General features: G+C 41.3%; 23 protein-coding genes. 17 read left to right on the top strand and 6 right to left on the bottom strand.

What is annotated here, in order from left to right:
- Positions 1 to 130: 130 nt before the first annotated feature.
- The 4 genes from V7K30_RS11770 to V7K30_RS11755 form a co-directional block, all read right to left on the bottom strand.
- On the bottom strand, positions 131 to 475 hold the full coding sequence (locus tag V7K30_RS11770) for a hypothetical protein (protein WP_334999256.1): 345 nt from the start codon (positions 473 to 475) through the stop codon (positions 131 to 133).
- A gap of 204 nt (positions 476 to 679) precedes the next feature.
- The gene (locus V7K30_RS11765; protein WP_334999254.1) at positions 680 to 1060 is read right to left on the bottom strand and encodes a helix-turn-helix domain-containing protein; all 381 of its coding nucleotides are present in this window, start codon (positions 1058 to 1060) and stop codon (positions 680 to 682) included.
- Positions 1053 to 1367 carry a type II toxin-antitoxin system HigB family toxin gene (locus tag V7K30_RS11760; RefSeq protein WP_334999252.1) on the bottom strand — a complete coding sequence of 105 codons (315 nt, stop codon included), beginning with the start codon at positions 1365 to 1367 and terminating at the stop codon, positions 1053 to 1055. The genes V7K30_RS11765 and V7K30_RS11760 overlap by 8 nt, the downstream gene beginning before the upstream one ends.
- Before the next feature lie 164 nt (positions 1368 to 1531).
- Positions 1532 to 2719, bottom strand: a complete 1188-nt coding sequence (locus V7K30_RS11755) for a glycosyltransferase (protein ID WP_334999250.1) — start codon at positions 2717 to 2719, stop codon at positions 1532 to 1534.
- Positions 2720 to 3454: 735 nt separating this feature from the next.
- On the opposite strand from V7K30_RS11755, the gene V7K30_RS11750 reads away from it, so the two are divergent.
- The 12 genes from V7K30_RS11750 to V7K30_RS11695 all read left to right on the top strand — a co-directional run bounded on the left by V7K30_RS11750 (position 3455) and on the right by V7K30_RS11695 (position 15848).
- Positions 3455 to 4738 carry a proton extrusion protein PcxA gene (locus V7K30_RS11750; RefSeq protein ID WP_334999248.1) on the top strand — a complete coding sequence of 428 codons (1284 nt, stop codon included), beginning with the start codon at positions 3455 to 3457 and terminating at the stop codon, positions 4736 to 4738.
- 138 nt (positions 4739 to 4876) lie between these two features.
- Positions 4877 to 5353 (top strand): hypothetical protein, encoded by a 477-nt coding sequence (locus tag V7K30_RS11745; RefSeq protein WP_334999246.1) that lies wholly within the window; start codon positions 4877 to 4879, stop codon positions 5351 to 5353.
- 480 nt (positions 5354 to 5833) lie between these two features.
- On the top strand, positions 5834 to 6703 hold the full coding sequence (locus tag V7K30_RS11740; protein WP_334999244.1) for a polyphosphate kinase 2 family protein: 870 nt from the start codon (positions 5834 to 5836) through the stop codon (positions 6701 to 6703).
- A gap of 135 nt (positions 6704 to 6838) precedes the next feature.
- Positions 6839 to 7465: a chemotaxis protein CheB gene (locus V7K30_RS11735; RefSeq protein WP_334999242.1), complete on the top strand. Its 627-nt coding sequence runs from the start codon at positions 6839 to 6841 to the stop codon at positions 7463 to 7465.
- A gap of 647 nt (positions 7466 to 8112) precedes the next feature.
- The gene (locus tag V7K30_RS11730; RefSeq protein ID WP_334999240.1) at positions 8113 to 10008 is read left to right on the top strand and encodes a CheR family methyltransferase; all 1896 of its coding nucleotides are present in this window, start codon (positions 8113 to 8115) and stop codon (positions 10006 to 10008) included.
- Between the two features lie 25 nt (positions 10009 to 10033).
- A complete protein-coding gene (locus V7K30_RS11725) occupies positions 10034 to 12112 on the top strand; it encodes a hybrid sensor histidine kinase/response regulator (protein WP_334999238.1) in 2079 nt (692 codons plus the stop codon).
- A gap of 54 nt (positions 12113 to 12166) precedes the next feature.
- On the top strand, positions 12167 to 12763 hold the full coding sequence (locus tag V7K30_RS11720; protein WP_334999236.1) for a tRNA-(ms[2]io[6]A)-hydroxylase: 597 nt from the start codon (positions 12167 to 12169) through the stop codon (positions 12761 to 12763).
- Between the two features lie 18 nt (positions 12764 to 12781).
- Positions 12782 to 13189, top strand: a complete 408-nt coding sequence (locus V7K30_RS11715; protein WP_334999234.1) for a VOC family protein — start codon at positions 12782 to 12784, stop codon at positions 13187 to 13189.
- Between the two features lie 727 nt (positions 13190 to 13916).
- Positions 13917 to 14408 carry a GNAT family N-acetyltransferase gene (locus tag V7K30_RS11710; RefSeq protein WP_334999232.1) on the top strand — a complete coding sequence of 164 codons (492 nt, stop codon included), beginning with the start codon at positions 13917 to 13919 and terminating at the stop codon, positions 14406 to 14408.
- A gap of 86 nt (positions 14409 to 14494) precedes the next feature.
- A complete protein-coding gene (locus tag V7K30_RS11705) occupies positions 14495 to 15172 on the top strand; it encodes a ComF family protein (protein WP_334999278.1) in 678 nt (225 codons plus the stop codon).
- Between the two features lie 86 nt (positions 15173 to 15258).
- Positions 15259 to 15714: a PPC domain-containing protein gene (locus V7K30_RS11700; protein WP_334999230.1), complete on the top strand. Its 456-nt coding sequence runs from the start codon at positions 15259 to 15261 to the stop codon at positions 15712 to 15714.
- Positions 15711 to 15848 carry a hypothetical protein gene (locus tag V7K30_RS11695; protein WP_334999229.1) on the top strand — a complete coding sequence of 46 codons (138 nt, stop codon included), beginning with the start codon at positions 15711 to 15713 and terminating at the stop codon, positions 15846 to 15848. The genes V7K30_RS11700 and V7K30_RS11695 overlap by 4 nt, the downstream gene beginning before the upstream one ends.
- Here the strand turns inward: V7K30_RS11695 and cobS are convergent.
- Positions 15845 to 16618, bottom strand: a complete 774-nt coding sequence (cobS, locus tag V7K30_RS11690; protein WP_334999227.1) for an adenosylcobinamide-GDP ribazoletransferase — start codon at positions 16616 to 16618, stop codon at positions 15845 to 15847. The genes V7K30_RS11695 and cobS overlap by 4 nt on opposite strands.
- A 381-nt stretch (positions 16619 to 16999) precedes the next feature.
- Here cobS and V7K30_RS11685 point away from each other — a divergent pair, with 381 nt between their 5' ends.
- The 5 genes from V7K30_RS11685 (at position 17000) to psbM (ending at position 19845) form a co-directional block, all read left to right on the top strand.
- A complete protein-coding gene (locus V7K30_RS11685; RefSeq protein ID WP_334999225.1) occupies positions 17000 to 17452 on the top strand; it encodes a hypothetical protein in 453 nt (150 codons plus the stop codon).
- A gap of 234 nt (positions 17453 to 17686) precedes the next feature.
- Complete coding sequence (gene tgt, locus V7K30_RS11680) at positions 17687 to 18835, top strand: tRNA guanosine(34) transglycosylase Tgt (protein ID WP_334999223.1); 1149 nt, start codon at positions 17687 to 17689, stop codon at positions 18833 to 18835.
- A gap of 78 nt (positions 18836 to 18913) precedes the next feature.
- On the top strand, positions 18914 to 19051 hold the full coding sequence (locus V7K30_RS11675) for a photosystem II reaction center protein K (RefSeq protein WP_006195022.1): 138 nt from the start codon (positions 18914 to 18916) through the stop codon (positions 19049 to 19051).
- A gap of 185 nt (positions 19052 to 19236) precedes the next feature.
- Entirely contained in the window at positions 19237 to 19533 is a 297-nt protein-coding gene (locus V7K30_RS11670) for a 2Fe-2S iron-sulfur cluster-binding protein (protein WP_334949661.1), read from the top strand.
- A gap of 195 nt (positions 19534 to 19728) precedes the next feature.
- Positions 19729 to 19845, top strand: coding sequence for a photosystem II reaction center protein PsbM (gene psbM, locus V7K30_RS11665; protein WP_084227279.1), 117 nt, complete (start codon positions 19729 to 19731; stop codon positions 19843 to 19845).
- Positions 19846 to 19925: 80 nt separating this feature from the next.
- On the opposite strand, the gene V7K30_RS11660 is transcribed toward psbM, so the two are convergent.
- Positions 19926 to 20777, bottom strand: coding sequence for a universal stress protein (locus tag V7K30_RS11660; RefSeq protein WP_334999221.1), 852 nt, complete (start codon positions 20775 to 20777; stop codon positions 19926 to 19928).
- Positions 20778 to 21602 lie beyond the last annotated feature (825 nt).

Genomic DNA, 21602 nt, shown 5'->3' with positions numbered 1-21602 from the left:
TACATCAGTTTTGCACAAATCCATCCAAACATTTAACTCAAAAAGCGATCGCCTCTGTTCTAACCAAGACGCGATCACTCACTTTTTCTTGGAGATCGCCTTGTCGAATAAACAGGCGATCGCACTTCAACTAAGACCCTGTATCCGAGCCTCGGTCTATCCGTTGGTTTTGCTCTTGATGAGTTGTCACTGTAGTCGTGGGATTGCTTTGCATGTTAATCGCTAATAGATTAACCACTGGTGTTGCTGGTCTGAATACCATCACAGCAAACGCAAAAAATATTGCTGCTATTGCCACAATCGCAACGTTATTGCTGCTGTCTTTGATCACGGCAGTCATCAGATGCTTTAGCAGTGTATAAAACTGCTGTTCGTTGGAGCTAGCAGGTAAATTTTTGGCTACACTGTGGAAAAATACTTCAGCAAAAGTTGATTTATGATTGGAATTGTGGGGTCTACGGCGATCAAATTTCATAGTTGTAACCTCGTACTTTCAATGTCATACCTGGAGCTAGTCCAGGTTTTTTTTGAAGCTATGCTTCTTTTCTTAGAGTACAAAGTTCAAAACAAATTTTGGTCAAAGTTGGCTGTTAGAGTTATGTAATAGTTATGTCAAAGTTGCACTCACAGCTATGGCGCGATCTTTTATTGGGAATTTTGATGCAAGGTTAAATCACCATTAAGCTGAATTTTGCATCAGAGGGTATGGTTGAATTAATATCTCTGCCGGAATCCCCAATTGTTGATGCAAACCCCGAACCATCTCCAATGTTAACGCTTGCTTGCGATGCAAAATCTCGGCAATTTCTGCCTTACTGCCAATAACAGGCTCTAAATCATCCAAAGATAATCCACGAGATTCGAGATAATATAAAATTGCTTCAATAGGATCTGGTGCTTCGATTGGGTAATGCTTTTGCTCGTATGCTTCCACAAGTGTAGTTAAAACTTCCAAGCGGTCAGACTCTAGTGTGTTTAGTTCCGCATCAAACAATCTTTCAATTTCATCAAGTGCAGCACGATAATCAGCTTCGGTGCGGATTGGACGAAGTTCAAGCATAGGTATTACTGCCTAAAATGCTTGTTGCATCTACGTTATCGTATTCTTTAGGCGTTCCAATAAAACGAATAAAAATAATTCTAATATCATAACGAACATGAACAATTAAGCGATAATCGTTGCCTTTGATATTAAAAAAAACACGGTTATTAGGAATAATACTGGCATTGCGATAGGTACTTTCGATATTTACCGGACTATCCCATTCTGCACGAGATGCTTCATCAAACCAAGCCTTTAATGGCTGTTCCGCATCGGGATATGCTTCCCAAAACTCTCGTAAAGTGCTGCGGGCAATAATTCGCATCGTTATCTGCTAATAATTCCAAGTCTGCACTTGTCCAGCGTATCCATTGATCAATGGTTTGGCTCATAGGAACCTCTGAAATATTGATACTAATACCTTAATGTCATTTGTCATTTGTTATTCTGCTCTCATACCCCATGCCCCATGCCCCACGCCCCTCACATCTACATCAACTCCATCTCTCGCAACCCCTGGCGTAGTCTCTTCGCCTCTTCGGGATTATACCTTTCATGAAGGGCGATCGCTTTTCTAAAAGCTGTTAAACTATCTTGATGATTGCCAACTTTGAGCAACACTACTCCTAAATTTTGATACGCTTCAGCATAGTTGGGATTTAACGCGATCGCATTTTGATAACATGCGATCGCATCTGTAAATAAACCCAAAGCCTTAAATATCATCGCTAAATTATAATGTCCAACAACAAAAGTCGGGTCAATCTTCAAAGTTGTAGCATAAGCAGTTTTTGCACCATTGAAATCTCCTGCTGCTTTGAGTAAGTTACCCAAGTTGTTGTATGCTCCTAATTTGAGCATCGGGTAAATTGGCAATTTGATCGCAGCTTTATAGTGAGATATAGCCTGTGGAGATTTTTGCAACCGACTGTAGGCAATACCTAAATGATAGTGGAGTTCATATAGAATATCGTAGTTTTCTTCAGCAGTGGCGATTCCTCGTCTAAGCAACTCCATACCTTGGGTAATTTTCCCAGTTTCCACATACAATGCCCCTAATTTACTGCAAACATAGGGGTCATCAGGATGAGTCGCAAGAAACCCTGACATCGCCGTAGCTGCTTTGGCATATTTGTTATTTTGAGCGATCGCACTTTTTTGATATCCTGTGTGTAGAATTGCAACGCCTGGTAAATAACCTACTTGCAAATGGGATTCTTTGGTTAAAATTGCTGACACACTATCATCTACTAAGGCGTGGTAAGGACGGTCAAAACGAATATCTGGATGATTGCGGAATAGCCTGGAAACCAGAGAATAAGGAGATTGTTCTGCACCAACTTCATGGCGGACGAGGTTGATCAGCAGGTATTCATCTCTAGCGATCGCCTCTCGCAACTGCGGTACAATTGCTGGTGTCAGAGCTTCATCAGCATCTAATACCAAAATCCAATCACCAGTGACATATTTTAGAGCTGCATTGCGGGCAGCACTGAAGTCATTACACCATTTAAAATGATAGACTTTTGCACCGAGTTGTTGGGCAATATTGGGAGTGCGATCAATTGAGCCTGTATCCAATACTACTATTTCATCCACCACTTTTCTGACACTGTTCAGGCATTTAGGTAGTGTTGCGGCTTCGTTTTTCACAATCATGCACAGACTGAGTTTCATATTGCCAATAAATTCTGGGTTCAGATTTTTTGCTTGCTGTTGTTACCAACTTTTATTTTGTGCCGACATAGCATCAGCTCATCATATGGCGAGTTTTTCCCAAAGGACAGAATGAGAAAACCTCCGTTGTTGGAACTGGCGTGGAAACCACGCCAGGTGCTTCTCTCTACAGCCCTTCTCCTAAAGGAGACGCTCTTGCGTTCGGGCATCCTACGGCAGGCGCTAGCCTCTCCTTTTGGGAGAAGGGGAGACTAAGGCGAACAAGTCGGGCATTGCCCGCCCAACGCACTGGCTTCCCAGATGCAAAGAGTGCGAACACGCAAGGGACGCGGACTCTAAGAGGCTGCGCCCCTTAGTACAACAGGGAGAAGACCTTGCTGGCTCCCCAATACACTGCCTCCCCTACATCAAGCTGTAAAGTGTAATTTTGATCTGTGTCACACTATTGACACATTATCTACACATCTTATTCATGATATTGAAATAAATTAATTTCTCATAGTTAATTTTTTGTTACAAAAACCAGAGTCACGATTTACTCTACTAATTTTTTATCTTTACTCTTCATAAAAGTAATTTGGCATAATAAAACTAAACTATGTGAAGAAATCAAAACAATAGATTTATCTAATGGGTGTTCGGTAATAGTTAATAATATTTTTAACTAGTTATTACCCATTTTGTCTGCTTATCTAAATATAATAGACATTGTATAAATAGTCATATAAATAAATAATGAAAAATTCATTGGCAAAAATACCAGCATTACTTCGCCAAAGGTTCAAACAAAATTTGCGATCGTTTAACCATTGGTTTTTAGATACACCGGAAAGGGCACTATTAGAAGCTCAACAAGCAGCTCAAAGAATTAAAAATGTTGAAATCGAACATTTTGGCAACAAAAAAATATCACCCGAATCAGGAAATTATACTGAAAATGTCATGTCTTACTGGCAAGTATACCTTGATAAAAATTTAACTATTATCAAGATCAAGCTTGCAGAATTCCAGCTTAGTCGGAGAATTATCAATATCTCTAATCCTATTTTATTAGAAAAATTAAAGGTTATTGATGAAATTATAGAGAAGTATGCTATCAAAGACAAAGTAATTAGCAACAGCGCATTATTATCAACTCCTCAACCTCTAAAAATTAACGCCAGCGAAATTAATAAACAGTCAGATTCATATGATATTAATGATATTCGACCAACACCTCCATCTGAAGATACTGGAGTGTTTCCGAGTTCTATAGGAAAAACAGTTAATAAAATTAGAGCAAATTTAACCCCGCAGGCAGAAGAAGAATTTATGAGAAATTATCGAATTTCTCAAAATAGGACAAAAATTGCTCTGAGATTTCTAATAATTCTAATTATTGTGCCCATTTTAACTCATAATTTATCTAAACCATTTATAGTAAATCCTATATTAGAAAGGATTAGAGGAGATAATAAAATTCAAATTTTCCTTAATTCTGATATGGAAAAAGAAGCTCTCCATGAATTACATATTTTTGAGCAAGGATTGAGATTTGAATATTTACTCAATCAAGCCCCTCCACTCTCATCAGAGGTAATCCAAGAAAAAATTAAAGACAAAGCAAGGGAAATGGCTGATGAATTTTATCTTAAAAGTAGTAGCGCTATCAGCAATGTTTTTGCAGATTTAATATCACTACTTTCTTTTAGTATAATCATCGCTTTGAGCAAAAGAGAAATTATGATTCTCAAGTCTTTTATGGATACCATTGTCTATGGTCTGAGCGATAGTGCTAAGGCTTTTTTAATTATTCTCTTTACAGATATATTTGTAGGATTTCACTCACCAGATGGGTGGGAGGTTCTTCTTGAAGGAATAGCAGAACATTTAGGTTTGCCAGGCAATAGAAATGTAATCTTTTTCTTTATTGCGACATTTCCTGTGATTTTAAACACTATCTTTAAATACTGGATATTCCGCTATCTAAGTCGCTTATCTCCGTCAGCATTAGCGACATTAAAAGAGATGGATGAGTAATTAATAGTTCCTAATCCCCTACGGTTACGCCTTTTCTGCGGAACGCTACGCGAACCCATAGGAGATTACGAATTATTTTGACGCATTTGTCTCCTGATTCGCTAGGCTATGTATATCCTGGTTCTTCCGAAGCGTGCTATGGATTTTGAAAGCAAAACCAATGCCCCAACTGCTACAGACAACATAGAGTTTGCTCAACCAACTACTACCCGTAAGCCACTGGAATTGTTGCGAGATACTGAGGCTTTGCTACGTCGCCCAACCGTAGCAACCCTGTCGCCGATTTTACCACCAAAACTGAGCAATAGATTCCAAGCAACCTCATCTTTGGCAGATGATTCCTTTAAGGAACTGGCAGAAATTGACCTAGACAGTATTAGTGATTTTGAACTGCGACCTGTACGAATTTGTGTTGGCTTCAGCTTTGTTGGTTTTGGGGCGCTGATGATATTATTGCTGCTGCTGTACTTAAATACGTTGCATCCAGAACTCAGTACGGTTGAACAGATTCGGCAATATTGGTATCAATATGTTTGGTTTGTTAGTTTAGGTGTCACGGGGATGTTTATGTTGGGCCGTGAAGCAATGCGTCCTATGCCAAGGCGACGGAAATAATTCGTAATGACGCTCATTTCTTGCTGAGGCTTCCCTATCGCTACGTACCCCTATGGGAAAGCAAGCTACGCGAAGCGTCTCCTAGAAAAAAGAGTCATTCGTAATTAAGTTACCCAGCTTGAGGAGGCTTTCCTCGTTCCCATGCTCCGCATGAGAATGCATTCATGTGGGCTGCTGACTCAGTATTCAGCCATTCCTATTGCTCTGCATAAGAACGAGAGAAGAATGGGAAATCGAGCTTTTTTCGACTTGTGTGTACACCGTAGCCTGATGCTGGGGCATTAAAATTCAGGTTTTATAGGGAAGCTTCAAAACCTGAAAACTCAGTCTCTCTAAAGAACACAGCTATAAGATAATTTTATTAGAGTTCCGAATAAAAGAAGCGATAGAGCCAAAATTCTTTAATTAATAAATGATAATTTTTAGAAATAGCACTTCAAAATGTGCTTCGGTATAAGCAGCCATTAGGAAATTTTATATATGAATCACGATGCTTTCATTGTTCCACCAGGTTCAAAGATTTCTCTGAAAAAAAACTATGACCCAGCTTATAAGACTGATTTTGATCAAAAAAGTGATGCTGTAACTAGATTAAAGACAGATATTGAACGATTAGCAAATTACCAAAATATTCTCTACGCTCAAAACACCTATGGATTGCTGATTATTTTTCAGGCAATGGATGCTGCTGGCAAAGATAGCACAATTAAACACGTGACTTCTGGTGTGAACCCGCAAGGATTTCAGGTGTTTAGTTTTAAGGGGCCCAGTGCGGAAGAATTAGACCATGACTACATGTGGCGAACAACTAAGGCTTTGCCAGAAAGAGGTCGAATTGGGATATTCAACCGTTCATACTATGAAGAAGTGCTAGTGGTTCGTGTGCATCCAGAAATGCTTAAAAAACAACAACTACCCCATTTTACTGAAGGAAATAAGATATGGAAACAGCGCTTTGAAGAAATAAATAACTTTGAAAAATATTTGGTTGATAATGGTGTGATCATCCTGAAGTTTTTTCTGAATGTCTCGAAATCAGAGCAGAAAAAACGCTTTTTACAACGGATTGAATCTCCTGAAAAAAATTGGAAGTTTTCAGATAGTGATGTGCAGGAACGAGCTTTTTGGGATGATTATATGAATGCTTATGAAGAAGTTTTTAACCATACTAGTACTAAATGGGCGCCGTGGTACATTATTCCTGCCGATCGCAAATGGTTTACACGCCTAACCGTTGCCAACATCATCTGCACAAAATTACAAGAACTAAATCTGCAATACCCAACATTGAGTGAGGAACATAGACAGCAACTTTTACAGGCGAAACGCATTCTAGAGCAGGAAGATTAAGACATGAACTAAACAAGTAAAGTAAAAAAATGCTGTCTATGTTCAAATACACTCTATAATTTATTTGAAGATTAAAAACTGTAAACTTATCTATAATATTTATATCTTAAGACGGATAGTCATAGCCGCAAAATTATGATCGAGATGGCAGAAAATGTAAGCAATCATCCATCTAATTTTACTAATACTACCTTTGATATTGTGGCGATCGCAGCCTCAGCAGGCGGACTAACTGCTTTAATTAAAATACTATCGACTCTACCCGCAGAATTTACCGCCGCGATCGCAATTGTGCAACACCTCGGTCCCCAACACCGCTCGTTCATGGCAGAAATTCTCACTCGGCGCACGGATATTATCGTCAAGCAAGCACAAGAAGGAGATTGCCTTACCCCAGGAACGGCTTACATTGCCCCACCAAATCATCATCTGTTGGTTAACGGTGACGGCACACTTTCCTTATCACAATCGGAATTAGTACATTTTTTACGTCCTTCGGCTGACCTATTATTTGAATCCGTTGCAGCCACTTACAAAGACAGAGCGCTCGCTGTTGTACTAACTGGAACGGGTAGCGACGGTGCGATGGGAGTAGAGGCAATTAAAAAGATGGGCGGTACTGTCATTGTCCAAAACATAGAAACCGCAGAATTTTCCGGGATGCCCTCAGCTGCGATTCAAACTGGCAACGTAGATTTTATTCTCCCTCTAGGTGAAATCTCCAGCGCCCTGGTGACTTTGGTCATGGGAGAATCTTACTAAGCTAAGGATCAGGGGGCAGAGGAGATGTTTTTTAAAATGCAACAATGAGTATTATCAAAGACTTATTAATGAGGCTTACTACAGCTTTGCATGAAGAGTGCTGAGTTCCGAGTTGCCAATGCTGAGTTAAAAGACCGCCCACAAGGGGCGGGGCTTTTACCATAGTGCAAAAGTACTGAGTAATCTTCTTACTCAGCACTCAGCACTCAGTACTCAGTACTCAGCACTCAGCACTCAGCACTCAGTACTCAGCACTCAGCACTCAGCACTCAGCACTCAGCACTCAGCACTCAGTATGGTAAATTCACGGCAAATTGAGGGTTGGAATTTAAACGCAAAAGATCGCGAAGGTTAGCGCAGAGGAACGCAAAGGTTTAATCAAAGCAATTTTTTTCGCTACAAATTTGTGAAATGCTGTACTTAGAACTCCATTAATAAGTCTTTGATACTCATTAATGAGGCTTGGAACTCCTTCAGGACTTACGCAAAAAAGTTCTGAAGTAGGGGTAATTCATGAATTACCCCTACGACAAATCAGGTTTTTGAGACAATTTTGCGTAAGTCCTATCCTTTAATGAGTCTTTGATACTCGTGGACAAGCATATAAAACTTCACTCTTTTGTCTTCTATCCCCTACCCCCAGGTTTATGAATTCCCCAGAAAGAGATCCCGAATTTGAAAATCTACTGATTTATCTCAGACAAAGCCGGGGATTTGATTTTACAGGCTATAAGCGCTCGACTTTGATGCGCCGGGTATGCAAGCGGATGCAGTTATTGACCATAGAGAACTTTGTAGATTATCTAGATTATCTAGAAGTTTATCCAGAAGAATTTAATTATCTTTTCAACACTATCCTAATTAACGTCACCGCTTTTTTTCGAGATTCATCAGCTTGGCAATATCTAGCCGAGCAAATACTGCCTAATCTGATTAAAAATAAAAAAAATTCTGACCAAATCCGCATCTGGAGCGCTGGCTGTGCTTCTGGAGAAGAGGCTTATACCTTGGCAATATTAATGGCTGAAATATTGGGAGTAGAGGAATTTCGCCAACGGGTGAAAATTTACGCCACAGATGTAGATGAAGATGCTCTCAACCAGGCACGTCTTGCTGCATATTCAGCAAAAGATGTCCAGGCAATGCCAGATGAACTGCGGCAAAAATACTTTGATATTTTCGGGAACCGCTATGTTTTCCGCCCAGACTTGCGCCGCTCGGTGATTTTTGGTCGTCACGATCTGCTTCAGGATGCGCCCATTTCGCGCTTAGATTTACTGGTCAGCCGCAATACATTAATGTATTTTAATTCTGAGACTCAAGAGCGAATTCTGTCCCGGTTTCATTTTGCACTCAATGATACTGGCTATCTGTTTTTAGGGAAAGCAGAGATGCTATTGATGCATTCTAGTATGTTTACACCACTGGACTTGAAAAACCGGATCTTTACTAAAGTAACGTCTGTGAATATACGCGATCGCCTCCTAATTATGGCAACTTCAGTAGATGATGAATCTAGCAGCCGTATGTCTCGACACCTCCGGCTGCGCGAGATGGGTTTCGACTCAGCATCAATCGCTCAAGTCGTCATTGATATCAATGGCACTCTGGTAATGATGAACAATCAGGCGCGGACTTTGTTCGCCCTTTCCCCCAAAGATTTAGCTCGTCCCTTCCAGGATCTAGAACTTTCCTATCGACCAATTGAGTTGCGATCGCTAATTGAACGGGCTTATAATGAACGCCGCCCTGTCAGCCTGACAAATGTAGAGCGCTATTTGCCCAACACAGAAACGCAATATCTGGATGTGCAGATTACGCCTTTGAAAGACACTGACACCAGTTTCTTAGGGGTCAGCATCGCCTTTCATGATGTGACGCGTTACATTAAACTCCAAGACGCGCTGCAACGCTCCCGACAAGAATTAGAAACCACCAACGAAGAACTTCAATCTACTAATGAAGAATTAGAAACCACCAACGAAGAACTACAATCTACCAATGAAGAATTAGAAACTACCAACGAAGAACTACAATCTACCAACGAAGAATTGGAGACGATGAATGAAGAACTCCAATCTACTAATGAAGAATTACAGACAATTAATAACGAACTGAGCGAGCGCACCACAGAACTCAATCGCACAAACATTTTCCTGATCTCTATTCTCAGAAGTCTCCAAACTGGAATAGTGGTAATTGACAGCAGCTTTAATATCTCAATTTGGAATTATATGGCAGAAGATTTATGGGGCTTGCGATCTGATGAAGTTCTCGGACAATCTATCTTCAGCCTAGATATTGGGCTACCCGTCGAGCAGTTGCGATCGCCCATTCGCGAATCCCTATCTGGAAAAAAACAGTTTCAAGAAATGATCCTCAATGCTACCAATCGTCGGGGTAGGGAAATAAAATGTTACCTGGCGATAACTCCCCTGATTGGCATTGAAATACAGGGAGTAGTTTTGATGATGGTAGATGTAGATAAAGTCAACAGTATGATTTCTACTCAAGATATGGAGGAACGGCGGCAGCAGGAATAAAAACAATCATAGGAAAAGAGTCCAAATGACCAAAGAAAATTTTAAACAAGCGATTGTCGAGGCGCATCAACGACTAGAAAACCTCTTGCAGCTTGCAAGCCTTGCAGTGGATCAATCCTTAGAAGAGGATTATCCTATAGCGCTTTTGCAACAAGCGATCACCGAAATCTCTATTTCTCTGGAAGAGTTACGGCAACAAAATGAGGAATTGATTACTACACGCAATTTGCTAGAAGTAGAACACCAGCGTTATCACGATTTATTTAACTTTGCCCCGGATGGTTACTTGGTTACAGATTTTACTGGAATTATCCAGGAAGCTAACTATGCTGCGGCTAACTTATTGAATGTGCGCCAGTCTTACCTAATTGGTAAACCAATGCGTGTGTTTGTGCATCAGACAGAACGGCAGAAATTTCGTCAAATCATGCTGCAATTGCAACAGCAGGGGCAAATCAAAACAGAAGAGTTACGATTTTTTCATAATCAAGGAAGTATAGACTTTCCGGCAGAACTAACTGCGATCGCTGTGGAAAATAGTCAGGGTAAAGCAGGAAGCTTGCGCTGGCTATTCAGAGACATCAGCGATCGCTACCAAGCAGAACAGAAAATCCGCGAACAAGCTGCCCTACTAGACATCACAACAGACGCAATTATCGTAGAGGATTTGGACAACCAAATCTTATTCTGGAACCAAGGCGCAGAGAATATGTACGGCTGGAAAGTTAAGGAAGCTCAAGGAAACAACGCCTGGAAACTTTTATCTCAAGAAACCTCACCTCTACTGCCAGCAGCTCTGAAAACTGTTATTGAGTGCGGAACGTGGCAGGGAGAGTTGTATAAATTCACAAAAGATGGTAGGGAACTAATCATTGCTAGCCGATGGACATTGATGCTCGATGCCGGAGGCTTGCCTAAATCAATCCTGATCATTGACACGGATATCACCGAGAAAAAACAACTCGAAACCCAGCTGCTGCGTAGTCAACGCTTAGAAAGCTTAGGCACTCTCGCCAGTGGTATTGCTCACGACCTCAACAATATTCTCACCCCAATGATGACAGTTGCTCAACTGCTACCCCTAAAATATCCCCATCTTGATGATATTTCGCTGCAAATGCTGAATATCCTCGAAACCAATGCCAAACGGGGTGGTGATTTGGTGCGGCAAATTTTGTCATTTACCCGTGGTTCTGAAAGAAAACGCACAATCGTGCTAGTAACGCAACTGATAGAAGACATCAAGCAGATAGTCCAACAGACATTCCCCAAATTCATTGAGATCAACACAGATATACCGCAAAATATTGGGATTGTTGTCGGAGACAGCACCGAACTGCATCAGGTGTTGATGAACCTAGCAGTCAATGCTCGTGATGCCATGCCCAATGGCGGTAAACTCAGTATTTCTGCCACCAAGCTGTTCATCGATGAAAACTATGCCAGGATGCACATCGGGGCAACAGTTAATTCCTACGTGAGGATTACAGTTGCTGATACTGGAGTTGGCATTCACTCAGAAATTCTTGATCGGATTTTTGATCCCTTTTTTACCACCAAAGAAGTGGGTAAGGGTACGGGACTGGGTTTATCTACATTGATGGGCATCATCAAAAGCCACGGCGGTTTTGTGGAAGTAGCTAGTGAGGTAGGAATTGGGACTAAATTCCAAGTATACCTGCTAAGTAAGGAGGGCAGGACTTCTCAAGTAATCGATAAGATCGAACTGCCAACAGGTCAAGGAGAATTGATTTTAGTTGTCGATGATGAAGTAGCCATTACTCAGATCACCAAAACCACACTGGAAATCTATAACTACAAAGTATTGACTGCCCAAAATGGGATTGAGGCCCTTGCCCTCTACACCGAGCACAAAGATGAAATTAGGCTGGTGCTGATGGATATGATGATGCCGTCAATGGATGGGGAAACAGCCATCCGCACCTTGCAAATCATCAACCCGCAAGTGCCAATTGTTGCCATGAGTGGATTAGCTACGGCTGAGGCGTTAGTACAAACTACGGGTATTGGTATCCAAGGCTTTTTAGCGAAACCCTTTACTGCCAATCAATTATTGAACTTTGTCCAAAAAATATTCCGTTAAAATCTATTTGCTGGACTATTTAGCTAAATTAAAATTCTGGAGTTTTGTGGCTCTGTGTTTACTCAGTTACCGACTATCAACGCCCTGAAACAGCCCACTAGCTCTGCTTGGGTTGAACAAGCGATTGCTAACTTAGACATCATTTTACTCGACCACTCCCACTGTGAACGCAAAGCAGCAGGCGTGGCCTTGAACATGATGTTTCGCTACCCTTCCAATACTAAAATGGTTCGGGAACTGACTGTGATCGCCCGCGAAGAACTAGAACACTTTGAGCTAGTTAATCAATGGTTAGAACGTCGGAATATTCCCCTGGCTCCCTTACCACCGCCTCCCTACGGTGCGGGTTTAAAAGCTCAAGTCCGCCCTAAAGAACCTGAGCGATTTCTGGATTCCTTACTAGTCACTGGTTTAATTGAAGCTCGCTCTCACGAACGCCTGGGACTATTAGCTGCTTATTGTCCAGAGCCAGAGCTAGCAAAATTTTATCAGGGGTTAATGGCATCCGAAGCGCGTCACTACGGTATATATTGGGTATTAGCTGCTACTTATTTCGATAGAGAAATTGTCATGCAACGGCTTGATGAATTAGCAATTGTCGAAAGTGAGTTGCTGGCGACTTTGCACCCAGAACCTAGAATTCACAGTTAGTAGACAAAGGGAACAGATATGAAGCTTCAGTTAACACACCTGAGACTGCTTGTCTCCAATTACAAAGATTCTTTTCTGTTCTACCGGGATCTGCTGAAATTTGATGTCGATTGGGGCGATGAAGATAGCGGATATGCTGAGTTTAATACTGGATATCTCAAGCTGGGTTTGTTCAAAAAAGAATTAATGGCTGAAGTAGTCCCAAGAATCGAACAGCCTTCATATGTTGTCAATCGAGATAAAATTGTCTTGATTTTTGCAGTCGATAACGTGGATGAGGTCTATGAGCAAGTAAAAGATCAGAATGGGATCGTTGTGACTCAACCACAAGATCGCCCAGACTGGGGAATCCGCACAGCTCATTTTCGCGATCCTGATGGCAATCTCATCGAAATCTACAACAATCTAGGAATTGTTATTTCGTAGGCATTAAACGGAAAAATAAGAATCTGAGATTTTTCTTTCTTCGGATGAAACCACCCTACTCTGGGATGCTTTGGAGAGGGGTTGAGGGTGAGGTTTAAAAATGTCCTTCATGTAAACGAGAACCGCTATATTAAGTCATAAGATCAATGTTAGCGATCGCTACTATGTCGTTGAATTGTCATTGGTAAGTTGTTCCACATTTAACTTGCATATATTGGGCGGGCGAGACACCCACCCCACAAGAAATGTCCAATTTCAGATTATGCAAACTAGATGTGGTTTAGCTTACTAGCCAAGTGTTATTAAAACAGTTAGGGATTTCCAAATAAAAAGTCTCTAACTGTCTTCTTGCGGGGTAGCTAATTTATTTGTTGGAAGTCCTTCGCCTTGCTCACCACCTTTTTGACTCTCAGATGATTATCATTTTCATAAATAGCTATTTAAGTAGATTGACTGGTTGACAGAAGTTACATTGTCTTAAAATCTCACGAATACAAAGAAGTAGAAGCGCCAGAACTCGATTTCTGGCAAGAAAACACCTGACTGGGCGTTGATGATGTAGATGTAGAACCAATTTATTTGTTAAAGATGACTTTTTTCCGTACTGGTACAATTTAGGCGTTGAGAGTAGCGTCTGAAATCGACTCTGCAAGAATTGCTATTTGCTGGGTAAATTGGGATATAGATGCGGAAAAATTTTCTGTGTAAACTTGACCAGCAAATGGTAATGAAAAACTATTATCAAGATTTTTTAATTCGTGATTGGGTGGAAAGCGATCGCACAAGAGCCGCCGAAGTCATCAGTTATGTATTATCAGAATACGGTCTGGGTTGGGAACCAAAGGGCGCTGACCGAGATGTGCTGCGAGTAGAGGAATATTATTTAGCTACTGGGGGAGAGTTTTGGGTAATTGAACACCAAAGCCAGTTAGTCGGTACTGGAGCATACTACCCCATACACCGTGGCAAAAAAGCTGTAGAAATACGCAAAATGTATCTTTTGCCCAGTATCAGGGGTTTGGGATTAGGGAAATATTTGTTACAACAGCTAGAAGCAGCGATCGCAGAGCGTGGTTTTAGGCAAATTTGGATTGAAACCGCCAGCGTTTTGGTGGAAGCAGTCAAGCTGTATGAAAGCAACGGCTACACTCCAGCAACGGTGGATGTAGAAACAACAAGGTGCGATCGCGTTTATGTTAAATTACTGCACAACAGTTAAGGGTTATGAAGTTTGAACAGATGCGATTAATCGCGTCTCTACTCCTAACTCTTGTACAGACGCGATTAATCGCGTCTCTACTTAAAATGCACACTTGGATTAAAAATCTCACAGGCTTACTCAATCTTTTTCTCCAATCCCATTGCCCCCTATGTCAACGTGCAACTTCCCAAGAATTCTGTGAGAACTGCACTAGACAACTGCAAAAATGTCAACGTAAAGACCCGATTTCTCTATGGAAAGAACCAATACCAGTATTTGGCTGGGGGGAGTATGGTGGCCCGGTGAAACGCGCGATCGCAGCGATGAAATACGAAAATCAACCCCAAATAGCTCGCCCCTTGGGCCAATGGTTAGGAGAAGCATGGTTGTTAAATTCACCGAGGCGAGATAGCCAACCTGTGGTAGTTCCCATCCCACTCCACGCTAGTAAGCAAAAGCAACGTAAATACAATCAAGCCGCACTGATAGCACAAAGCTTCTGCGAAATAACTGGATTAAAATTGAAACTAAACGGTTTAGCAAGAGTGCGAGAAACTGAAGCCCAGTTTGGTTTGTCGGTATCTAAACGAGAAAAAAACTTGGCTCAAGCTTTTGCTGTTGGCCAAGAATTTCGCCATCGTCCCCCAAATGTCCCAGTGCTATTAGTGGACGACATTTATACTACTGGTGCTACTGCCCGGTCTGCTGTGCAAACACTTCGTCAGTATGGAATTGTGGTCTTAGGATTAGTAGCTGTAGCCACTGCCGTCAAAGACGGATAAATCAAGAAGCAATGGTAAGCTTTGGCTTAAAAGTGGAGAAATTGACCAATTTACGCTATTTTTGTGGAAAAATTCCTTGAAGTGTTATGAATAAAGTTTTTGCGGCGGGTTTAAAACAACTCATCATCTTTCCTGCCACATTGCTGGCAATAGGCATAAGTACAAGTGCAGCTTTTGCTCAAAATAAGTTGTATAGTCCAATTCCTTTATCTAACAGTACTGAAATTAATGATACCCTCTCAGACAAAGACATTCCTACAGGTCAAGGTGGGTTTGCCCGTGATTACACAGTGAAGTTGCAAAAGGGCGATAATTTAGCAGTTGACCTGTCATCTGAAAACTTTGACAGCATCATCACACTGCTGGCACCTGATGGATCGACTCTGGCAGAAAATGATGATGGCCCAGATGGTACTAGCAATTCCCTACTATTTACTCGCATTGTAGAGACAGGGAATTATGTTATTCGTGTCCGGTCTTTTGGGGAAACTGGGGTTGGGGCTTTTAAACTCAAAGTGACAAAACTGCAACCGATTAAATGAAGTGGGGCATTGGGTATTGGGCATTGGGCATTGGGCATTGGGCATTGGGCATTGGGCATTGGGCATTGGGCATTGGGCATTGGGCATTGGGCAGTAGTTATTCTCCCTCATCCCCGCACTCCCCCACATCTTAAAAAACGGTCAGCACGCAGAGGAATAAGGCTTCAGTCCACTCAACAACTGCGCCGTAGGTGTCTCCAGTGTGTCCGCCTAATTTGTGGTTGAACCACGCACCAGTTAGAGTGGCGATCGCACTTCCTGCAATTATCATTGCCAGTGCGAAAAATAGCTGCTGTTTATCTATCAGCACAAGTAAACCACTCAAACCAAACAACAACAACAATCCTGGTAACAAATCTTTGTAAGAACGAATGGCTTGTTTGTGAAGGGCACCTTTGCCTGTTGGTTTCAGATAGGGGTATCGCGCGATCGCCAGCTGTTGTCCCCAACGTCCCCAGCCACAGGCAGCCATCAGCAACAACCAACGGTTTTCTGGCATATCCGTCAAGGCGGTTATTTTCAGTATCACCAAGGCGATCGCTGCCATTGCCCCAAAAGCACCTGTGGCACTATCTGCCATCACTTCCAGCCGCCGATCTGGGTCGCCCACTGCCAAACCATCGGCAGTATCCATTGCCCCATCTAAGTGCAGTCCTCCAGTTATGGCAATCCAAACACTTACTACCAAAGCACTACGAGTTAACACGGGCATACCAATATAATCCATCCCCGTATCCAGTAACCCTAAAATTCCCCCAATTATTAACCCTACAAACGAAGCAAGACGTGCTACTCCCCGAAAGTCCAATCCGTTCAAATCCGGTAGTGGAATAGCAGTGTAAAATATAATACTAGCTGCCAGCTTTAACAGCAGCTTTTTCCACCACTGTTGCTGTTTCGTCATCTGAATTACATTAATATTTGGTTAATTGTTGGATAATAGTCGTAATTTCAGTAAAACTGAACAAACATCAGCAGACTTTAAAGCTTTAAATAAGATTTACTTCATATTAAAGATTCTACGTGAAAATTTTGTTATGCTGGTCTAAGTAGTAAATAAATAATGTGAGTTTTTTTATACAAAAAACAAAAGATTCAGGAAATTAAAATTCCATCAAAAATCAAAATTTGTGTTTTGTATTCGTTAATTAAAAACTTACTCCAAATTATTTAGACGATTGCCCCACAAAATTGATATTTTTTTAAATGTAGGGAGTAAACAAGCTATTCAATTATGACAGTTTAGCTATGTTGTCGCTCTCCTTAGCTCAATCGCTATTTTCCTATGAGTCACCATCTACCCGACACCAGGATACCAGCTCCGTGCATTATTAACACGGGCATCATTGTGAATAAGCTCGACATCCGGCGATTACTGGCAGATTTAGGTCGAGTCCACTACATCTACACCCAAGAAGATAAGGTACTGAGCGAGGGTGAAGGGGATGTGATGGAAGTTTTTGCTAATCCGCAAAGGTCTACCTTAGTGGCTAACCATGCGCTATATTTGAATCTTTGTAGTTTTGATTACTTGGAACTCAAACAGTCATCGCAACAAGAAACCTACTTCGATTTGATGCAAGAAGGAGTGTGTCTGCGGTTGATTCCCCGCTCAACTCCCCTACAAGAGCGACGAGAGCGAACCTTCAATGTCAGCGCCATAGAAGCGATGATGGAGCAAGTCCTCTCAGCCAGATGGGATGCAGAAATTGACGATGACTGTTCTGATTCTTTCTAAATAACAATTATTGAGAGTATATACTCGTAAAGTTGGTAACTAGGTTAGTAGTGAGTGCTTAAGTATTCGCTAAAACTCAATTACCAGTTTTTATGTTTGTCCATAATTTAGCCAAATAATATTAATTTTGCCTTAATACCATTTGGTTTTATGGCTGCTAGTTATGGATTTTTGAAACTCTTTACCGATTAGCGTTTCACAATCCAAAATCTAAAATCTAAAATCCAAAATGGTATGAGTGCGAATTTTTCCTTTGAATGTCTTGCTTGCTGTAGTCAGACAAAAGCTAGAGCCGGAGTGTTTTTTACTCCTCACGGTGTTGTCGAAACCCCCAGATTTATGCCAGTGGGAACGCTGGCAAATGTCAAAACTATTACCCCATCTCAGCTACGAGATACTGGGGCGCAAATGATTTTATCTAATACTTATCATCTTCATCTCCAACCAGGAGAAGCGATCGTGGCTGGGGGTGGTGGATTGCACAAATTTATGGGTTGGAACGGCCCAATGCTCACAGATTCGGGTGGGTTTCAGGTGTTCAGCTTAAGCGAGATGCGAAAAATTACTGAAGAAGGTGTAACTTTCCGCTCACCCCACGATGGACGAATTATTAACTTGACACCAGAGCGCTCCATTGAGATTCAAAATACTTTAGGGGCAGATGTGATCATGGCCTTTGATGAGTGTCCGCCCTACCCAGCGACTCGCCAAGAGGTAGAAACTGCAACTGAGCGCACTTACCGCTGGTTAGAACGCTGCATAACGGCTCATCAACGCAGTGAGCAGGCTTTGTTTGGGATTGTGCAAGGGGGCGTATATTTGGATTTGCGTTGCCGTGCGGCTGAAGCTTTGGCTAAGTTGGATTTGCCCGGATATGCCATTGGTGGCGTCAGTGTGGGAGAACCGCCAGAATTGATGGCTGAGATTGTAAAAGTGACAGCACCGCTTCTACCGCCCGAAAAGCCGCGTTATTTGATGGGTGTAGGTACTTATCGGGAAATGGCGATCGCGATCGCATCTGGTGTAGATTTATTTGATTGCGTAATTCCCACCCGCTGGGCGAGACATGGGACGGCAATAGTCCAGGGCGGACGCTGGAATTTAAAAAATGCTAAGTTTCGTGAAGATTTTACGCCCTTAGACGAAACTTGTCACTGCTACACTTGTCAAAATTTTAGCCGTGCTTACGTATCTCATTTAGTGCGATCGCAGGAAATTTTAGCTTATACCTTGTTGAGCATTCACAATATTACCGAACTCATTCGCTTTACGCAAAAAATTAGAGAAGCAATATTAAGCGATCGCTTTGTTGCAGAATTTGGTCACTGGCTCAACTCATCTGAATCAGCATCAGATGAGGGTGAAATTACAAATGACTATTGACCAATGATTGAGACTCAAATCATGTTAAGATACTTCTCAATTATGAAAGCTGTGTTGGATAGGTGGATTTAAACAAACATGGAAGCAGCACTTTTATTAGCAAAACTGCCTGAAGCTTACCAAATCTTCGATCCTTTGGTAGACGTTCTCCCAGTCATACCCGTATTCTTCTTGTTGCTTGCTTTCGTTTGGCAAGCAGCTGTGGGATTTAGATAAGTTAATCTATTTTTCAATTTATAGGACAGGTAGACTACCTGTCCTATTTTTTTGCAGCCTCATATTTTCTAAAGTTAATGTTTATTAATATTTTGTAATGAATTAAGATAATAAATAAGATGTGAATCAAGCCATGTCAATATGAAGCCTTGAAAGCCAAGCTTAGAGTCAAGGAGGAATTAGTTATGGGTAATATCAAATTCGTTAAAGAAAATAAAGAAGTAGTGGCGGCGGATGGTGCAAATCTTCGGCTCAAGGCCATACAAAATGGCATTGATATATATACATTGATTGGCAAGATGACGAATTGCGGTGGTAATGGTCAATGTGGCACTTGTGTTGTCCAGATAGTCGAAGGACTAGAAAATCTTTCCCCCCGCACAGATGTAGAGAACCGGAAATTCAAGAAAAAGCCGGAAAATTACCGCCTTGCCTGCCAAACTTTAGTGAATGGCTCAGTCAGTGTAGTCACCAAGCCTTAAGTTCTCAAATCTGCCATTGCTTCAATTTGTATCCAGTCAGTAGTCAAAATACTTACCCAAATTGAGTTTCCTCTCTACGAAACCAGAGGCGAACATTTTGAATTTTGAATTTTGAATTTTGAATTGGTATAACTGTGTCATCGATGATGCTATCCTAATGTTGTTGAGTGGAAATTTAAGAGAGGCTTTCTTGCCATGCAAGTTAATGACCTGGGGTTCATAGCGAGCATTTTGTTCGTACTGGTTCCCGCTGTGTTTTTACTAATTCTGTACATCCAAACTGCTAGCCGCGAAGGTGGAAAAGATAGTTAAGAATTTGTGTATAAAATAAATAACCCCTGCACCAGTAGTGTAGGGGTTTTTATTTATCAACCGCTAACTCTATTTTGACTTTAAGCTATTGTCCGCGCCAACAATACCGGACAAGTGGCATTGACTCGAACATAGTCAGACAACGAAGAACCGATGAGTCGGTCTATATCAACAAAACTCTTAGCGATCGATGGACGACGATCTGGAGAACCGAGCAATAATAAGTCTATATTCAACTCCTCTGCCAACCGACAAATTTCTTCACCGGGTTTGCCACTGCTGATATAAGAACGAGACTGAATGCCCTGTTTTTCAGCTTCTGCAACTGCGGCTGCTAAAACTGGATTTTTACCTGAACTAACTTCAGTTATTTCCGATTTCTTACCGCCTAAATCTGTACTAATATTTGCCAAAATTAACTGGCCACCTTGAATATCTCGCAGTAAAAACAGTGCCAATCTCAAGCAGTTTTTTGCAGAATCAGAGTTGTCTATTGCCACCATAATGCGCTTAATTTTTTTGACATAAATGTCATCTTTTACCAGCAACATGGGGCGAGAAGATAACTGGAAAACATACTGACTGACTGAATTCGATAAAATCGATTGCAGCCGCTTCAGTCCGCGTGAACCCATAATAATCAAGTCAGCGTCGATTTCATCAGCTACTTGGCAAACCACATCTTTGGGGTCGCCTTCACGCAAAATTGAAGAAACCTGGCTAGGATCTAAGTTCAAAGTTTGAATGGCATTCGCCAGAATTTTACCACCATTTTCCCATTTAGCGGTCATGGTAGCAGCAGCATTTTGTGCAGGAACAACGTGCAAAATTGTAACTTTTGCAGATTGAATTGAAGGGATTTCTTTCAGGGTTTTGAGCATTTCTTCTGCGTGTCCCAATCCCGATACAGCCAGCAAAATTCTTCTGATCATCTTAGGTAATTTTTGTGAAGTTTACTTTTGTTTTCGCTGTTAGTACTTGGCTCTGGTCAGATTTTTACCGCCTTGCTCGACAACCTAGTTAGTAAGTTGGCACAAATAAACTTTGTTTTTTAATATTTAACAGTTAAACAAATGGCAAAGTATAAAAAACTCAACAAATGTTTAAGTTTCTTTGCACCTAATTACTTAAAATACTCAACTAGACTTCAATTATTAAGCATACTCTCAATTTAGCCTGAAGAACTTAATAAATTATGATGTTAGTTATCATTTTTAATCTATGTTCACTTTTTTTAATTAGAAGTTAGTTAAGTATTGCAAAGAAATGCCAAAATAACTCTTCAGGAAAATTGATTTAGTGTAACCTCTAACAGGCGATCGCTTCTGGCTTGAATAGTCTCCACTACTCCTGAATTTTCCCTACTCTCCGCTTTTTTTAACTTGATTGCAGTTTTTGTAATTCAGATAGGATTGCTATATCCGAACACCAGAAGAATGTGGGATGATAGCGTCCGAATTCGGATGTTCTAATAGTCGAAAAAGACCTCTCCCTGGTTTTACTACGCAAAACCGTCCCTCTCCAATTCGGAGAGGGAGAGACTTGAACTTTAGCTTAAGCCAGGAGAGGTTCATCGAACTCACGTTAACTTAGATGTGCTCCTGGTTGTCCGTTTTGGACGACAAACGAAGCTAGGGTTTTGATAGAAGCATTCAAGTCAACGATGCGTGCGATTCGTTCAGTCGAAACCTGAATAAGGGGGATGACTGGCAATGGTTGAGTAACCCACTTCAGGGTAGAGTTCGCACTTTAATCCT

It is taken from the genome of Nostoc sp., from assembly GCF_036917655.1.
In the GTDB taxonomy this organism is placed as follows: domain Bacteria; phylum Cyanobacteriota; class Cyanobacteriia; order Cyanobacteriales; family Nostocaceae; genus Nostoc.
Note: the sequence above shows the minus strand (reverse complement) of the source record. Positions and strands in the feature narration are given on the sequence as shown.

What these genes read in the sequence shown, in the direction of transcription:
- V7K30_RS11765 (WP_334999254.1), bottom strand. Translation starts at nt 1,060, where the DNA reads ATGCTTGAACTTCGTCCAATCCGCACCGAAGCTGATTATCGTGCTGCA.
- V7K30_RS11715 (WP_334999234.1), top strand. Translation starts at nt 12,782, where the DNA reads ATGAAGCTTCAGTTAACACACCTGAGACTGCTTGTCTCCAATTACAAA.
- V7K30_RS11750 (WP_334999248.1), top strand. Translation starts at nt 3,455, where the DNA reads ATGAAAAATTCATTGGCAAAAATACCAGCATTACTTCGCCAAAGGTTC.
- tgt (WP_334999223.1), top strand. Translation starts at nt 17,687, where the DNA reads ATGAGTGCGAATTTTTCCTTTGAATGTCTTGCTTGCTGTAGTCAGACA.
- V7K30_RS11685 (WP_334999225.1), top strand. Translation starts at nt 17,000, where the DNA reads ATGAGTCACCATCTACCCGACACCAGGATACCAGCTCCGTGCATTATT.
- V7K30_RS11710 (WP_334999232.1), top strand. Translation starts at nt 13,917, where the DNA reads ATGAAAAACTATTATCAAGATTTTTTAATTCGTGATTGGGTGGAAAGC.
- V7K30_RS11755 (WP_334999250.1), bottom strand. Translation starts at nt 2,719, where the DNA reads ATGAAACTCAGTCTGTGCATGATTGTGAAAAACGAAGCCGCAACACTA.
- cobS (WP_334999227.1), bottom strand. Translation starts at nt 16,618, where the DNA reads ATGACGAAACAGCAACAGTGGTGGAAAAAGCTGCTGTTAAAGCTGGCA.
- V7K30_RS11735 (WP_334999242.1), top strand. Translation starts at nt 6,839, where the DNA reads ATGATCGAGATGGCAGAAAATGTAAGCAATCATCCATCTAATTTTACT.
- V7K30_RS11725 (WP_334999238.1), top strand. Translation starts at nt 10,034, where the DNA reads ATGACCAAAGAAAATTTTAAACAAGCGATTGTCGAGGCGCATCAACGA.
- V7K30_RS11730 (WP_334999240.1), top strand. Translation starts at nt 8,113, where the DNA reads ATGAATTCCCCAGAAAGAGATCCCGAATTTGAAAATCTACTGATTTAT.
- V7K30_RS11745 (WP_334999246.1), top strand. Translation starts at nt 4,877, where the DNA reads ATGGATTTTGAAAGCAAAACCAATGCCCCAACTGCTACAGACAACATA.
- psbM (WP_084227279.1), top strand. Translation starts at nt 19,729, where the DNA reads ATGCAAGTTAATGACCTGGGGTTCATAGCGAGCATTTTGTTCGTACTG.
- V7K30_RS11700 (WP_334999230.1), top strand. Translation starts at nt 15,259, where the DNA reads ATGAATAAAGTTTTTGCGGCGGGTTTAAAACAACTCATCATCTTTCCT.
- V7K30_RS11695 (WP_334999229.1), top strand. Translation starts at nt 15,711, where the DNA reads ATGAAGTGGGGCATTGGGTATTGGGCATTGGGCATTGGGCATTGGGCA.
- V7K30_RS11740 (WP_334999244.1), top strand. Translation starts at nt 5,834, where the DNA reads ATGAATCACGATGCTTTCATTGTTCCACCAGGTTCAAAGATTTCTCTG.
- V7K30_RS11660 (WP_334999221.1), bottom strand. Translation starts at nt 20,777, where the DNA reads ATGATCAGAAGAATTTTGCTGGCTGTATCGGGATTGGGACACGCAGAA.
- V7K30_RS11760 (WP_334999252.1), bottom strand. Translation starts at nt 1,367, where the DNA reads ATGCGAATTATTGCCCGCAGCACTTTACGAGAGTTTTGGGAAGCATAT.
- V7K30_RS11670 (WP_334949661.1), top strand. Translation starts at nt 19,237, where the DNA reads ATGGGTAATATCAAATTCGTTAAAGAAAATAAAGAAGTAGTGGCGGCG.
- V7K30_RS11770 (WP_334999256.1), bottom strand. Translation starts at nt 475, where the DNA reads ATGAAATTTGATCGCCGTAGACCCCACAATTCCAATCATAAATCAACT.
- V7K30_RS11675 (WP_006195022.1), top strand. Translation starts at nt 18,914, where the DNA reads ATGGAAGCAGCACTTTTATTAGCAAAACTGCCTGAAGCTTACCAAATC.
- V7K30_RS11705 (WP_334999278.1), top strand. Translation starts at nt 14,495, where the DNA reads ATGCACACTTGGATTAAAAATCTCACAGGCTTACTCAATCTTTTTCTC.